Raw genomic sequence first — 12766 nt, 5'->3', positions numbered from 1 at the left:
TAATTTTTTTTAAATTAAATTTTAACTTTTTATAATTAGCTCCTTATTTATATTATATTGATGTGTGAATTGAATATGACAATTTTTGCTTTTGGACTTTTTAGAAAAATTTAAATACTTGTTTATATTAATTTAGGTATAACTAAAAAATATTTAGGTAAACCTAAATTAAATCTAAATTATTTTTTAGAATATTAATTTTTAAAGTTCTTATTTTTATCTATATTTGGCTTTGAAAATTAAATAGTATTAAATAATATTGAATAGATTAAATAGCTTAAATATATTGAACAGATTAAACAGTTTAAACAGCTTAAATACGTTAAATAACTTAAATAATTCAAATAATATGGCTAAGTATATTTTTAAGCTAAAAAGGAGAGATTTTTAATGAAAGAAAATTTAAATAAAGTTATTAAACATAAAAAATTATTATTGTTTGCAGGAGGAGCTATTACTGCAATAGCTGCTAAAAAAATATTGGAGAGTGATGAAACAAAAAAATTTTGTGTTAAGACACTTGCTAAAGTAATGGAATTACAAGATCAAGCAGAAGAAGCATTTCAGGATGTAAAAGATAATGCTGAAGATGTAAGGCATGAAGCGAAATTAAAGACCAAAAATGAAGTTTTTAATGTTGAAGTTGGGAAAAGTAAAAAATAATATTATAAATATTATTTTTTATAGGGTCCTGTTAATTAATGACTATTTTCCTATAAAAAATCTTTTATTTTTGTGATTTTATGAAATATGAAGTTATGCATGATTTTCCAAATAGACTTAGAATTAGATGTGGTAGATATGCATTTACAGAAAAAGAGGGATATGGATTAGCTAGGTTGTTTTTAAAATTCGATTTTATTAATGAAATAATTACATCTCATAGAAATGGCAGTCTAATAATAAAATATGATAAAAATAAGGATATTATTTTGGATTTTATTAATAAAATCAGAATTGAAGATATTAAAGAAGCAGAACCTACTGAAGAAGAAATTCTTAAAAAAATAGACACAGAATTCCAGCTTAAATTAACAAAAACGATTTTAAAAAGGATTTTTATTAAATTATTTGTACCTTATCCTATAGAGATTATAAAAGTTTTATATGATTCTATACCTTTTATAAAAAAAGGTTTAAGAAGTATGTGGGATTTTAAGATAGATGTTCCATTACTTGATTCAATAGCTATACTAACATCAATATTTATGAAATCATTTAATTCTGCAGGTTCTGTGATATTTTGGGTATCTTTAGCTGATTTACTTGAAAGTTACACTGTTAAAAGAACTAAAAATACTTTAAAGAATAGTTTAGCTATAAATATTGATACTGTTTGGCTAGTGAAGAAAGATAACAATAAGGATAAAAGTAATAACAAAGACAACAATAGAAACAATGATTTTGATTTAAAAAATAATTTTGATCTAAAAGAGATAAATGAAATAAAAGTACCAATTTCAGAAATATCTAGGGGAGATTGGATTCGTATTCGAACTGGAAGTGTGATTCCTGTTGATGGGGCTATAGTTAGTGGAGATGCAATGATAAATGAGTCTTCAATGACTGGAGAACCATTATCCATCCATAAAACCATTGGTAAAATAGTTCATGGTGGAACAGTAGTTGAAGAAGGTTCTATAATTGTAGAGGTCAATGCAATTAATGAAGAAACAAGGATAAACAAGATCATTAATTTAATAGAAAATTCTGAAAACTTGAAAGCAGAAATTCAAAGTAAAGCAGAATACTTAGCTGATTCAATAGTTCCATTTAGTTTGCTAGCTACATTATTCACTTATTTGTTAACTAGAAATTCTACTAAGGCTTTGTCAGTTCTTATGGTAGATTATTCTTGTGCTATTAAACTGGCCACTCCAATTTCAGTAATATCTGCAATGGAAGAAGCATCTGATCATAAAATGATGATAAAAGGAGGAAAATATCTAGAAAATTTTGCTAAGGCTAAAACAATAGTTTTTGATAAAACTGGAACATTAACTAAAGCTTGTCCAAAGGTAGCTAAAATAATTTCTTGTGGAAATTTGTCACGAGATGAAGTATTAAAAAATGCAGCATGTTTAGAAGAACATTTTGCACATAGTGTTGCAAGAGCAATTGTAAAACAAGCAGAAATAGAAGGTCTTCAACATGAAGAATACCATGCTGAAGTAGAGTATGTTGTGGCACATGGAATATCAACAACATTAAATAAAAAGAAAACTTTAATTGGCAGTGCTCACTTTATTTTTGAAGATGAAAGTGTTTCAATAACTAAAAAACAACAAAAGTTAATTGACGATAGTATAAATGAATATTCAACAATATTTTTTGCAATGGATGGTAAGTTAGAAGGGATTATTTGTATAGAAGATCCTATAAGAAAAGAAGCTAAAGATGTTGTAATTAAGTTGAAAGAATTGGGAGTTGAAAATATAGTTATGTTGACTGGAGATAGTGAAAATGCAGCATATCATGTTTCAAAAGAATTAAAAATCACTGAATATAGATCTCAAGTTTTACCTGAAGATAAAGCAAACATTGTACAAGATCTTCAAGATAAATTTGGAAAAGTTATAATGATTGGGGATGGAATTAATGATTCTCCTGCATTATCAGTTTCTGATGTATCTGTAGCTATGAAAGATTCTTCTGATATTGCAAGAGAAGTAGCTGATATATCCCTACTTTCTGATGATTTAAACCAGCTTTTAACACTTCGAATTTTAAGTGAAAGAATGCTAGATAAAATAAACAATAATTATAATGGCATATTAGCTATTAATACGTCTTTAATTGTTTTAGGAATAACTGGTATTATGAGTCCTTCAAATTCTTCATTAATTCATAATCTTTCGACAGTAGCTTTTGGAGCATTAAGCACAAGAAAATGTTTAGATAAATAATTTATACTATTTTTAATTTTAACTTTAATTTTTAAAATTTTTTTATAAGTTTTTTGTTATATGTTTGGAGTGCAATGTGGTTTATCATTAGTAGCCCCATAAGCTCTTCTTTCTCTTTCTTCAATTTTTAAGACTATTCCATTGCTAAATATTTCATAGATAATATCTCCATCTTTTATTTTCATTGATTTTGAAGATGCCTTTATTGTATCATCATCTTTCTGATAAAATTGGGATATTGCTATTTCTAAATTGTTAGTTATTGTAATTTTTTTGTCTTTTTCAGTGTATTTATCGATTCTCTTTTTTATATATTTTAAAACCTTTTTTTCATCTGACATTTTTTAGCCTCGAATTTTTCATTAAGTAAACTTGAATATTTGATTTTTAATTCATACCTTTTATTTTTATATTGTGTTAGACTAATCCAATTATATATTCATATTTGTAGTTTTTATTAATTATTTTTTTTGGCTTGATTCTGGGATTTTTATTATAAACTATCTATATTAACTATTTATATAGTGCAATCAATAATTATAATATATTATAATAATTATAATAGAGATAATTTATAATAATTATACTATAGATAACGATAATAACTATACTAAAGATTATTATTTAGATAATTATGGATAATCTAGAGGTAATTATAGAGATAATTTTATTAAAAATAATTATATTTTTATTAAAAATAGTGATAATTAAAAATATAGATAATTCTATTATAATATAATCTAATTTTAAGCATAATTGATTTTCACACGTGATTATATGGATATTTTAGAAATGACTGACTTAGAAAAAACAATATATAAATATGCACTTTTAAATGCAATTAAACATAAAGGAAATGCGAACCCCGGAGCTGTTATGGGAGCTATCATGAGTAGTGAACCAGATTTAAGAAAAGATGCTAAAAAAATAGGGTCCATATCTGGTAAGATAGTTACAAATGTTAATGAAATGTCTATTGAAGAAATAGAACTTGAAATAGCTAATTTAGGCATTGAAATTGAAGACAATAAATCTAATAATGAGAAAGAGAAGGGCCTTTCAGATTTACCAGGTTCTCATAAAAATGTTGTAATGCGTTTTGCTCCTAACCCAAGCGGTCCTTTACATATTGGTCATGCAAGAGCTGCAGTACCTAATGGGGAATATGCTGAAAGATATGATGGAAAATTAATTCTCCGTATTGAGGATACTGATCCAAAAAGAATTTATCCTCCTGCTTATGATATGATTCAAGAGGATCTTGAATGGTTAAATATAAAAATTGATGAAATTTATTATCAAAGTGATAGGTTTCCAATTTATTATGAATATGCAGAAAAACTAATTAAAAATGGTGCTGCATATATGTGTCAATGTGAAGGTGGAGAATTTAAAAAATTAAAAGATGCTTGTGAACCTTGCCCTTGTAGATCAAAATCTCCTGAAGAAAATATGGTGCTATGGAGAGAATTTCCTGATATGGAGGCTGGTCAAGCAGTTCTTCGTGTTAAAACTGATATAAATCATAAAAATCCTGCTATTCGTGATTGGGTAGCTATGAGGATTGTTGAAGAAGAACATCCTCGTATTGGAAGAGAATATAAAATTTATCCTATGATGAATTTTTCAGTAGCTATTGATGATCATTTAATGGGGATGACTCATGTTTTAAGAGGTAAAGACCATTTAGCTAATAGTGAAAAACAAAAATATCTTTATGAGCACATGGGTTGGGATGTTCCAGAGTTCATCCATTATGGAAGGCTTAAAATGGAAGATATTGCACTTAGTACTTCAAAAGCCATGGCTGGAATTGACGAAGGTAATTATATGGGTTGGGATGATCCTAGACTTGGAACTCTTAGAGCTATAGCTAGAAGAGGAATTCAAAGCAAGGCAATCCATGATTTAATGGTTGAAATTGGTGTTAAAATGTCTGATTCAGCTATTAGCTGGAAAAAAATTTATGGTCTTAATAGAAATATCTTAGAAGAAATTTCTAATCGTTATTTCTTTGTTCCAAACCCTAAAAAAATTAATATATATGGCCTAAATATCGAAAAAGATAATGAAACTAATATTAATAAAACTAATATTGAGATAATCGAAAGACCTCTTCATCCAGATCATTTAAAAAGAGGTAATAGAAAACTTGTTTTTGATGGCGAAGTCTACATTTCTAGTAATGATTTAGGTGATGGTATTGTTCGTTTAATGGATGCAGTAAATATAAATATTAAAAATAATGATATTTCTTATAATAGTAAATCTTTTGAAGAAGCAAGAGAATTGAAAGCTAGAATTATTCAATGGGTTCCAGCTAATGACAATATTAAAGCAAAAATTGTTATGGATGATGCTTCTATAGTAGAGGGGATTTGTGAATCTTATTGTAAAAATCTTAATGTTGGGGATATTGTACAATTTGAAAGATTTGGTTTTGCAAGACTAGATGAGATTAGTAATAATGAATTGATTTTTTATTTTGCTCATAAGTAAGAATATATTTATTCATATTATTTTTCATCTGCTCTTGGAAAAAAAGAATAAAGATCAGATGGTAAAAATATGCGTATGAATAATAATGATTTAAATATTTTAAATCAAATAATTGAAGAAAGGAATGTAAAATATAGAACATACCATGCTTATAAATCTTCTTTAAAAAATTACCTTAAATTTCAAAATATCTCTTTTGAAGAACTATTAAAAGAAGCAAAAGAAGAACAAGATTCTAAAATCCCTTGGTATGATAGAACAATTGTTGAAAGATTAACTAAATATAGAAAATATTTATATAATACTTTCAATGGATCAACAGCATCAAGAAGACTATCAAATATTATAAGATTATATAAGGATTCAAAAGTTGAAATGGGGGAGTTACCTTATTTTAATGAAAAAAATGCTAATTATAGTGATCCAATAACTTTTGATGATTTAGCCACATTGGACGAATTGAAAGAGGGTTTAAATATTGCTCCCCCTATAATGAGAGCTATAATTCTTTTCATGTTAAGCAGTGCATGTGCAAAAGTAGACACACTAAATATAAAAGTTATAGACTTCCTAGAAGCTACATCAAAATACCATAATATTAATACATATATTAAAGAAGATATTGAAGATAAATTTAAACAAGAGAATAAAATTGTTAATAATATTATAGGTGTTCTTTTAGAAAAAAATAGGATGATTCCTACTTTTAGACTTAAAAGACAGAAAACTAGCAAATATTTTACAACTTATTGTAGTCCTGAAGCAACAAATGCAATTGTTTCATACTTAATTTCCCTTAAAGAAGAATTAAACTATAATGATAATCTATTTAAAATCAATGAAAGATATTTCAATGATAAATTTAAAGAAATTAACGACAAGTTAGATCGTTTTAAACAGAGAAAAACAAAAAAATTCACTTCTCACATGCTTCGTAAGATGAATGCAAGCTTATTATATAAAAATAATTATTTTGTTTATTCGGATGAATATAAGATAGCTCTTGATAAAGAACAAATAGAGGCATTACATGGTCGTTCTAAGGGCTCTACTGAGGCCAGTTATTATAAAGATAATCCTGAAATTTTAAAGATGATTTATATAAATGCTTTGCCTTTAATCACTGTTTTTCATGAATATACTAATAAAGAACTGGAAGATATGGTTAATTCAGAAGCTGAAAAGAAAGCTAATAAGAAAACAGAAGCTATTCAAAAAGAGTTAGATGAGAAAAATAAATCAGAGAAAGTTATGAAAAAAGAAATTGATGATCTAAAGAAAACTCAAAATCTAATTCTTGAAAAACTTAGTAGTTAAGATGGACAATTATTATTAATAGAATTACATATAATATACATGATTAACAAAATAGGAGGGTTCATCATGAGTGTTAAAGAAATAAAAATTGAGAAAGAAATTTATAAAAAATTAGGTATGAGAGAAGCAGCTGAACAATTTTTTGATAATATTGACAGTGATGGCTCTAAAATTGTTATAGATTTTAATAAAGTTGAATTCATGAGTAGGTCTTTTGCTCAAGAATATATTTATCAAAAAACAATGCGTAAACTTCCTATAGAGGAAAAAAATATGTCTCAAAATGTTAAAGGAATGTATGATATTGTTTGTAATGATTATAAAAAACACTTAAATAAAATATAATTTTCTTTTTTATTATTTTTTTAATTTTAGTTATTACTTTTTCACTATTTTCTCATAATGATTAATTAATGAATTATTAGCTTATTTTTTCCTTATTGACACATATTTTACACTTGCAATCCTACTTTTTTTCTCTTATTTTCTTTTAATACTACTCATTTATTTTTTTTTTATTTTTTTAAGACTTTTTTACACTTGAAATATCACTTAACCTTTGTGGAAGTTTATATATTATGTTTTACAATATTATAATTGGGGGTTTAACATTGAGGTTAAGAAAATATTTATTTTTCTTAGCCTCTTATTTTTACTTAGAGTTTGGTAGTTCATAAAAAAAATGATAGGTAGTTTTTATTATGAACTCAAAAAAAGAAATAATAAGTGGACTTAAAAAAGAATCAGTTTTAAATGTTTTAAACAATATTAGTAAAGGCTATAAATCTAAAATAGAGTTATTAAGTATTTTAGATATTAGTTATAAAGAGTTAACTAATATTTTGTTGGGTCTTAAAAGGAAAGGTTATATTAAAATGTTTAAATTTTATGGTAATGATGAAATGTGTTATTGTGTTACTGTTAATGGATCTATTCTTTTAAGAGAAAATTAGTAAAATAATAGTAAGTGGATAAGTTCTCTTTGGTTGACTTCAAGATAAAATCAAGGAACATCAATGCCCTTATATTTGACAGGTAAAATAACGAACATAGCCTAATCAGAAAAAATCTTAGTTTCAACCCTCTATGGAATTTATTTGATTAACTGAATAATCGCTGATAGTAGGATTAGTAAGTATGCGAGGATGTTGAGGATTTCCCACATGTTTACCAGGCCTCCAATTTTTAGTAACTAACAATTAAAGTTTGGAGTGTTGAGGATTAGAGTAAAACATTAATCATTAGTCCTGAGATATTTTACTATAATTGTTAAACTATAATTTTTTGGAAGTATTAACCGAGAACTATCCAAACGTTATATTTATTGTTTATTTGTTTTATAAAGTTATCTGTTCAAAAAATTAGGGTGTTTTAAAATTATGTGTAAGAAAATTTAATAAAAAAAATAGTAAATAGTTGTTTGTCGTCGTAGCTCTCAAGAGGAGAACTACGAGCATGAATACAACAAGCAATAGACAAACAGCACAGAAGACAATAGATTGGGGTCTTCATATAGTAAAATACCTCATTTAGAGGGTTTAACCTAACCTCAACTTTAGGCATGTTATAATATGTATGAGAATGTATATAAAAGTTACTAATTTCATGATAAATCATGACAAAAATATATAATTAAGAACTAATAAAATTTATAAATTTTTATAAAAAGTATTACTAAAAATCAACAATTTCAAGGTTCATTTATAAAGAAGTTGAAAATATACACTGGTGATCATTTTTCCAGGTTAGCTGAAAAGTAATACTTTATAAATAGTAAACATTTAAAATAAAATTTAATTAAATTAATAAAAATTATAAAATAGTATGAAAATCATTTATAAACAATTATATACCTATTATTACAAACAAAAAATATAGAACTATCATTAACAATAATGAAAGTTTTAAAAACAAAATGAATTTTTGAGAAAATAAGAAATATTTTAGGAGAGATGTAAAAATATGAATTTCGAAACTGAATTAATGTATCTTAAAGAAAGGATTGAAAAAGCAGAAAGCTTAGATGATTTAGAGTATTTAAGAAGAACAAATGAAAAAAAGTATTGGTGGACTAGTATACTTATAACTGGCTTATTTTACGGTTTAAATGGAAAAGTCGGAAAAATGATTCTTGGATGGATTGTTGGTGTTATAACATTAGGGATTTATTCTTTATATTTAATTTATACTAGTTATAAGGATCAAAAAGAATTCAATGATCAAATGGAATTTTATATTTTGAATAGGAAGAAGGAATTAGAAAAAACAAATATTTCAAGTACCAATAATTCTATTGTTTCAGATGAAGATAATAATTTAAATTTTTGCCCATCTTGCGGAAATGAAGTAGAGCCTGAAATAAAATTTTGTGGAAACTGCGGAACAAAAATTGGTGAATAAAATTTAATTATTTTTATTTATTATTTTTTTTTATTAGTTAATTAAATATAAATATGAGTAAAAATAAACAATAAAATCGGTAATCGTGAGATTTTATCAGTAGTGAAAGGTTCAAACGGTACGGCAATACCTCACCAATCTCTACTGAACGGTTACCAAATCTCATTACTCTGTAGGAGACAATAAAATTAGAGCAACCAATAATAAATATGATTGCTATGGTATAAATAGCTTACCATTATCCCTTATAAACTTATCTATGGGTTTATTATGGGTAGCTAGGGCTATAAATAATTTTTATATATTATCAAATAAAACTAGTTTATTTATTATAAAAAATATATTTAAAAAAATAATTCAATTTTCTTTTTCTTTTTGTAGAGATACATATAATTCGTTATTTTCAGCATTGACTACGTATTCAACGGTATCTCCATCTTCAACATTTAATATTTCTGCAACTTTTACTGGCAATGTTATCCTTAGTGACTTGGAAACATTATTTGCAGGATTTGCTTTTACTTTAAATCTCATTACTTCCATACCTCCATATATATATTTCATAGTATATAATTATACTTTTATGTTATATAAATATATCCTATAAAAATTATAAATATAGGTAACATTTATATACTATAAAAAACAACTTATATATTAAGAAAAATTGAGAACGGCAATTTTCAATATTTTTCTAAAACTCTGTAGGAGACAAAATTAAATGAATAATGAAAATAGTAAAGGGAAATTAACCCATTCCCAAAAAACTGAGGGTTGTAACACAGACGGTTTAAATCAGCTGAAAATAGTAAGTGAAGCTAAAAGCTTACTTGAAGATTTTGGATATACAATTTTAAGTCCAAATCGAAAGGAAGAGATTGTTGGCTTACTAGATGTTCAGTCAGAGAAGATTAATTCTCTTGAAAATAGATTAAACCAAAATACTAATTTTGAAAACACTAGCTCAGAATCACCTGAAAAGGTGAAAATATGAGCGGAAGGATATATTACACTATCCAAGACAACACCGGCTTATATCCTATAGGTAGATATTATCCTAAATGGAATCTTAATCTTGAATCTAAAGATAAGAAAATGATAGCTATTTTTAAAAAAGGCATTGAACAAGGAGATTATAATGGTCATGTAACCTTAACTCGTTCTGTTCTTCATGCTAATTGGATTTTCCCTAAAGAAGAGATTATTGCAGAGATTCATAATAGTAAAGATTTCTATCGTGAGCCTTTAGCTGAGTTATGTAGGATTGAGGGGGAAGAATAATGAATTCAACCCCTATTTTATTTTTAAAAGATTTTGAAAGAGTATCTGACACTCAAAAAGTCATTCCTAAAGGATTGGTTTCTTGTAAAGCTAAAAATTATCAGTCTAATGTTGGAGTGATAGAATGAATCACTCTTTATATCCTAAAAGGGAAAAGTCTTTCACTGAAAAACACACTGAACTTATTCTTTTTTTATTATGTGTTTTTGTTGTAATTTCTGTATTCATTGTAGCGTACGCTATCGCTGAACAATCAATATTCACAGCACTAGGAGGCTTTTAAAATGTCTAAACATGAGTTTTATTCAATTAATAAAAGACAAAAACATATCAAAAGTGCTAATAAAACTATAGGTTTTGGGCATAAATCTCATTTGCCTCTATCTTATTACCTCGAGGCCGGTGTTTCAAATGGGCATCATGAAGCAGTCGATATGAGTAATGCTTTCTTATTTTGGCAAGTAATTGATAATCAATTGAGTAAACTATTAAATTTTAGGGGTGTGAGAACATGAGTTCCATTACTATTGAAAAACTAAAAAAAGAATGGAACACTCTAGTTGATATTGGTTGGGTTGATTTTATCTCAAAAGATGGAGAAATTAAATTAAATCCTTCTGCTGGTATGACAGCAAGTAATGGTGAATATATTAACAGAAAAACATTAGAACAAATGTTTAAAGAAGCATTCTTACTTATGGGTGATTGGATGCTTGAAAAGTATAAAAGTAGTTTCTATTATGGTGGTGTGGCTTATGAATGAAATAGCTACTAATAATAATGGATTATCTGAGTTAAATTCCAAAGGAATAGTAACCATTGATACTATTCTCTTTCCTAAGTCTATTGATGATGAAATTCATAATAATGAATTATTAGCTAATGTTTTTGCTAAAGTAATTGAAAATAATAGTTACTTTAGTGAAATACCTGTTAAACACAAAGATAAAAAAACAGGGAAATACGTTAAAGAAATTAAAAAATGGGTTAATATTAGTGGTTGGAGTTTCATAGACCGCGTCTTGAAAATCACACCACATATCATTAAGATTGAGAGGAAAATTGTAAAAAAAGGGAAACAAGAAATAATTCAGCATTGTAGTACTTGTGAACTCAGAACATTAAAAGGTCAAGTAATAGCTACTGGAATAGGGAAAGCCAGTTCTAATGAAAAATTTAAAGATGGCTGGTCTGAATCAAAATTAGAAAGCTTATCACAATCAAGAAGCATCAGCAAAACTCACAGACTATACTTCCAAGACATTCTAGAAAAACTAAATTTAAACAATGACTTCATTATAGAAGCTGACTTTGTTGAAAAATCATCAAATAAAGACCCTGAAAATGCTACTGAACTAATAAATAAACACTCTAAAATGATGAAAAAACACTCACTCCTATCTGATGAAGAAATAGACAAGAATACAGAAAAATTGAAACAAGACCTTGAAAAATCCAAAGAAGAAGCAAAAAAGAAAGAAAACCGTAAAGGACCAGTAATAACAGGAAGTTTCACTAAAAAGGAAGATGAGAAGACAATAGCTGAGAAGGCCATTGAAGACGGTGAAAAAAGAGCAAAAGAAAAAGAATCATCTGATTTTAAGAAAGCTAATGAAGTAGAGAAAACCAATGACTTAGTCGATGACCCAGCAGCACGACAATTCATTAAAGAAATTATCCTAGACATTAATTCTAATAACGAATCTTTAATTAAAAAAGAAATTGCCGATAGGGTCAAGGACAATGACAGTGGCGTTACTATGAAAGAAGCTAGTAGAGCCATTAAAGAGTTAGAAAGGAATGGTGTACCCTCATGAGTAGCAGACTAGAAAAAGCTACTCTTATTCCTTCTGAAAATATTCACGAATCTTATTTAGATTCTGAATATATCTTTTATGAAGTAAAAGGCTCTGATGGACTAGGCTATTATCTTGTAGCTTGTAATCATGACAATCTTTGGAGATGTACTTGTGATGATTTTACTGGCAGAGGATTAAATAAAGATGAAGGTAGTTTTCTTTGTAAACACATTATAGCAGTTATATTACATATTGCTCAAAAAGGAGTTTAAAAACATGAATAATAAAAAACATCTTCTTATTGATTTTGATAATAAGGCTGCATTTGAGTTAAATCGCGATTGTAAAGGGCCAGAATGTAATAAATGTGGTCAATTCTCAAAAAAAGATATTAGGGATTTAGCTGCTCAAGAAAAGATTCATAGTATTATAAAGGATCTTCCTAAGGGTGAAAAGGTAGCTGTTATTTTTTCAATAGCTGATGAATTATTACAAGATGAACATAAGCATACTCAAGTAAGGATGATTAGTTCTTTAATTAATAGATGGGGATTAGGTGATTAG

20 protein-coding genes are annotated in these 12766 nt (G+C 26.8%); 16 read left to right on the top strand and 4 right to left on the bottom strand.

Translation table 11 applies throughout. The features are described from left to right. Window positions 1–390 precede the first annotated feature (390 nt). Both MarbSA_RS02970 and MarbSA_RS02965 read left to right on the top strand, forming a co-directional pair. A complete protein-coding gene (locus tag MarbSA_RS02970; RefSeq protein WP_221061827.1) occupies window positions 391–663 on the top strand; it encodes a DUF6110 family protein in 273 nt (90 codons plus the stop codon). Between the two features lie 80 nt (window positions 664–743). Continuing rightward, window positions 744–2906, top strand: a complete 2163-nt coding sequence (locus tag MarbSA_RS02965; protein WP_221061826.1) for a heavy metal translocating P-type ATPase — start codon at window positions 744–746, stop codon at window positions 2904–2906. Window positions 2907–2962: 56 nt separating this feature from the next. On the opposite strand, the gene MarbSA_RS02960 is transcribed toward MarbSA_RS02965, so the two are convergent. Continuing rightward, window positions 2963–3247, bottom strand: coding sequence for a hypothetical protein (locus tag MarbSA_RS02960; protein ID WP_054835280.1), 285 nt, complete (start codon window positions 3245–3247; stop codon window positions 2963–2965). A gap of 451 nt (window positions 3248–3698) precedes the next feature. Between MarbSA_RS02960 and MarbSA_RS02955 the strand changes: the two genes are divergently transcribed. The 4 genes from MarbSA_RS02955 to MarbSA_RS02940 all read left to right on the top strand — a co-directional run bounded on the left by MarbSA_RS02955 (window position 3699) and on the right by MarbSA_RS02940 (window position 7675). Then, the gene (locus tag MarbSA_RS02955; protein ID WP_221062045.1) at window positions 3699–5405 is read left to right on the top strand and encodes a glutamate--tRNA ligase; all 1707 of its coding nucleotides are present in this window, start codon (window positions 3699–3701) and stop codon (window positions 5403–5405) included. 69 nt (window positions 5406–5474) lie between these two features. Then, window positions 5475–6722, top strand: coding sequence for a site-specific integrase (locus MarbSA_RS02950; protein WP_221061825.1), 1248 nt, complete (start codon window positions 5475–5477; stop codon window positions 6720–6722). A gap of 66 nt (window positions 6723–6788) precedes the next feature. Then, window positions 6789–7067 (top strand): STAS-like domain-containing protein, encoded by a 279-nt coding sequence (locus tag MarbSA_RS02945; protein WP_054834687.1) that lies wholly within the window; start codon window positions 6789–6791, stop codon window positions 7065–7067. A 356-nt stretch (window positions 7068–7423) separates the two neighbouring features. Further along, window positions 7424–7675: a hypothetical protein gene (locus MarbSA_RS02940; protein ID WP_054834688.1), complete on the top strand. Its 252-nt coding sequence runs from the start codon at window positions 7424–7426 to the stop codon at window positions 7673–7675. Window positions 7676–7798: 123 nt separating this feature from the next. Here the strand turns inward: MarbSA_RS02940 and MarbSA_RS10400 are convergent, their stop codons facing one another. Both MarbSA_RS10400 and MarbSA_RS10395 read right to left on the bottom strand, forming a co-directional pair. Then, complete coding sequence (locus MarbSA_RS10400) at window positions 7799–7921, bottom strand: hypothetical protein (RefSeq protein ID WP_269432262.1); 123 nt, start codon at window positions 7919–7921, stop codon at window positions 7799–7801. Window positions 7922–8099: 178 nt separating this feature from the next. Continuing rightward, entirely contained in the window at window positions 8100–8234 is a 135-nt protein-coding gene (locus tag MarbSA_RS10395) for a hypothetical protein (RefSeq protein ID WP_269432263.1), read from the bottom strand. Between the two features lie 450 nt (window positions 8235–8684). Between MarbSA_RS10395 and MarbSA_RS02935 the strand changes: the two genes are divergently transcribed. Beyond that, a complete protein-coding gene (locus MarbSA_RS02935; protein ID WP_221061824.1) occupies window positions 8685–9122 on the top strand; it encodes a zinc-ribbon domain-containing protein in 438 nt (145 codons plus the stop codon). A 357-nt stretch (window positions 9123–9479) separates the two neighbouring features. Here the strand turns inward: MarbSA_RS02935 and MarbSA_RS02930 are convergent, their stop codons facing one another. Next, a complete protein-coding gene (locus MarbSA_RS02930; RefSeq protein WP_054834689.1) occupies window positions 9480–9665 on the bottom strand; it encodes an AbrB/MazE/SpoVT family DNA-binding domain-containing protein in 186 nt (61 codons plus the stop codon). A 178-nt stretch (window positions 9666–9843) separates the two neighbouring features. On the opposite strand from MarbSA_RS02930, the gene MarbSA_RS02925 reads away from it, so the two are divergent. Genes MarbSA_RS02925 through MarbSA_RS02890 form a run of 9 tightly spaced genes read left to right on the top strand, consistent with a single transcriptional unit; the run spans window position 9844 to window position 12766 of the window. After that, complete coding sequence (locus MarbSA_RS02925; protein WP_054834690.1) at window positions 9844–10116, top strand: hypothetical protein; 273 nt, start codon at window positions 9844–9846, stop codon at window positions 10114–10116. Beyond that, entirely contained in the window at window positions 10113–10403 is a 291-nt protein-coding gene (locus MarbSA_RS02920; RefSeq protein ID WP_221061823.1) for a hypothetical protein, read from the top strand. Before MarbSA_RS02925 ends, MarbSA_RS02920 begins: the two co-directional genes overlap by 4 nt. After that, complete coding sequence (locus MarbSA_RS10390) at window positions 10403–10531, top strand: hypothetical protein (RefSeq protein ID WP_280636272.1); 129 nt, start codon at window positions 10403–10405, stop codon at window positions 10529–10531. The genes MarbSA_RS02920 and MarbSA_RS10390 overlap by 1 nt, the downstream gene beginning before the upstream one ends. Continuing rightward, complete coding sequence (locus MarbSA_RS02915; protein ID WP_156314561.1) at window positions 10528–10686, top strand: hypothetical protein; 159 nt, start codon at window positions 10528–10530, stop codon at window positions 10684–10686. The genes MarbSA_RS10390 and MarbSA_RS02915 overlap by 4 nt, the downstream gene beginning before the upstream one ends. Window position 10687: 1 nt before the next feature. Next, on the top strand, window positions 10688–10918 hold the full coding sequence (locus MarbSA_RS02910; protein WP_221061822.1) for a phospholipase D-like domain-containing protein: 231 nt from the start codon (window positions 10688–10690) through the stop codon (window positions 10916–10918). Further along, a complete protein-coding gene (locus MarbSA_RS02905; protein ID WP_054834693.1) occupies window positions 10915–11166 on the top strand; it encodes a hypothetical protein in 252 nt (83 codons plus the stop codon). The genes MarbSA_RS02910 and MarbSA_RS02905 overlap by 4 nt, the downstream gene beginning before the upstream one ends. Further along, a complete protein-coding gene (locus tag MarbSA_RS02900) occupies window positions 11159–12220 on the top strand; it encodes a hypothetical protein (RefSeq protein ID WP_054834694.1) in 1062 nt (353 codons plus the stop codon). The genes MarbSA_RS02905 and MarbSA_RS02900 overlap by 8 nt, the downstream gene beginning before the upstream one ends. Beyond that, window positions 12217–12474, top strand: coding sequence for an SWIM zinc finger family protein (locus MarbSA_RS02895; RefSeq protein WP_054834695.1), 258 nt, complete (start codon window positions 12217–12219; stop codon window positions 12472–12474). The genes MarbSA_RS02900 and MarbSA_RS02895 overlap by 4 nt, the downstream gene beginning before the upstream one ends. Before the next feature lie 4 nt (window positions 12475–12478). Then, on the top strand, window positions 12479–12766 hold the full coding sequence (locus MarbSA_RS02890) for a hypothetical protein (RefSeq protein WP_054834696.1): 288 nt from the start codon (window positions 12479–12481) through the stop codon (window positions 12764–12766).

The organism is Methanobrevibacter arboriphilus, from assembly GCF_019669925.1.
Taxonomy (GTDB): Archaea; Methanobacteriota; Methanobacteria; order Methanobacteriales; family Methanobacteriaceae; genus Methanobinarius; species Methanobinarius arboriphilus_A.
This window is presented reverse-complemented; position numbering and strand designations above follow the sequence as displayed.

Coding starts and splice junctions, on each gene's coding strand:
- MarbSA_RS02960 (WP_054835280.1), bottom strand. CDS start 3,247: ATGTCAGATGAAAAAAAGGTTTTAAAATATATAAAAAAGAGAATCGAT.
- MarbSA_RS02920 (WP_221061823.1), top strand. CDS start 10,113: ATGAGCGGAAGGATATATTACACTATCCAAGACAACACCGGCTTATAT.
- MarbSA_RS02950 (WP_221061825.1), top strand. CDS start 5,475: ATGCGTATGAATAATAATGATTTAAATATTTTAAATCAAATAATTGAA.
- MarbSA_RS02905 (WP_054834693.1), top strand. CDS start 10,915: ATGAGTTCCATTACTATTGAAAAACTAAAAAAAGAATGGAACACTCTA.
- MarbSA_RS02910 (WP_221061822.1), top strand. CDS start 10,688: ATGTCTAAACATGAGTTTTATTCAATTAATAAAAGACAAAAACATATC.
- MarbSA_RS10395 (WP_269432263.1), bottom strand. CDS start 8,234: ATGAAGACCCCAATCTATTGTCTTCTGTGCTGTTTGTCTATTGCTTGT.
- MarbSA_RS02935 (WP_221061824.1), top strand. CDS start 8,685: ATGAATTTCGAAACTGAATTAATGTATCTTAAAGAAAGGATTGAAAAA.
- MarbSA_RS02925 (WP_054834690.1), top strand. CDS start 9,844: ATGAATAATGAAAATAGTAAAGGGAAATTAACCCATTCCCAAAAAACT.
- MarbSA_RS10390 (WP_280636272.1), top strand. CDS start 10,403: ATGAATTCAACCCCTATTTTATTTTTAAAAGATTTTGAAAGAGTATCT.
- MarbSA_RS02970 (WP_221061827.1), top strand. CDS start 391: ATGAAAGAAAATTTAAATAAAGTTATTAAACATAAAAAATTATTATTG.
- MarbSA_RS02930 (WP_054834689.1), bottom strand. CDS start 9,665: ATGGAAGTAATGAGATTTAAAGTAAAAGCAAATCCTGCAAATAATGTT.
- MarbSA_RS02890 (WP_054834696.1), top strand. CDS start 12,479: ATGAATAATAAAAAACATCTTCTTATTGATTTTGATAATAAGGCTGCA.
- MarbSA_RS02895 (WP_054834695.1), top strand. CDS start 12,217: ATGAGTAGCAGACTAGAAAAAGCTACTCTTATTCCTTCTGAAAATATT.
- MarbSA_RS02940 (WP_054834688.1), top strand. CDS start 7,424: ATGAACTCAAAAAAAGAAATAATAAGTGGACTTAAAAAAGAATCAGTT.
- MarbSA_RS02900 (WP_054834694.1), top strand. CDS start 11,159: ATGAATGAAATAGCTACTAATAATAATGGATTATCTGAGTTAAATTCC.
- MarbSA_RS02915 (WP_156314561.1), top strand. CDS start 10,528: ATGAATCACTCTTTATATCCTAAAAGGGAAAAGTCTTTCACTGAAAAA.
- MarbSA_RS02965 (WP_221061826.1), top strand. CDS start 744: ATGAAATATGAAGTTATGCATGATTTTCCAAATAGACTTAGAATTAGA.
- MarbSA_RS02945 (WP_054834687.1), top strand. CDS start 6,789: ATGAGTGTTAAAGAAATAAAAATTGAGAAAGAAATTTATAAAAAATTA.
- MarbSA_RS02955 (WP_221062045.1), top strand. CDS start 3,699: ATGACTGACTTAGAAAAAACAATATATAAATATGCACTTTTAAATGCA.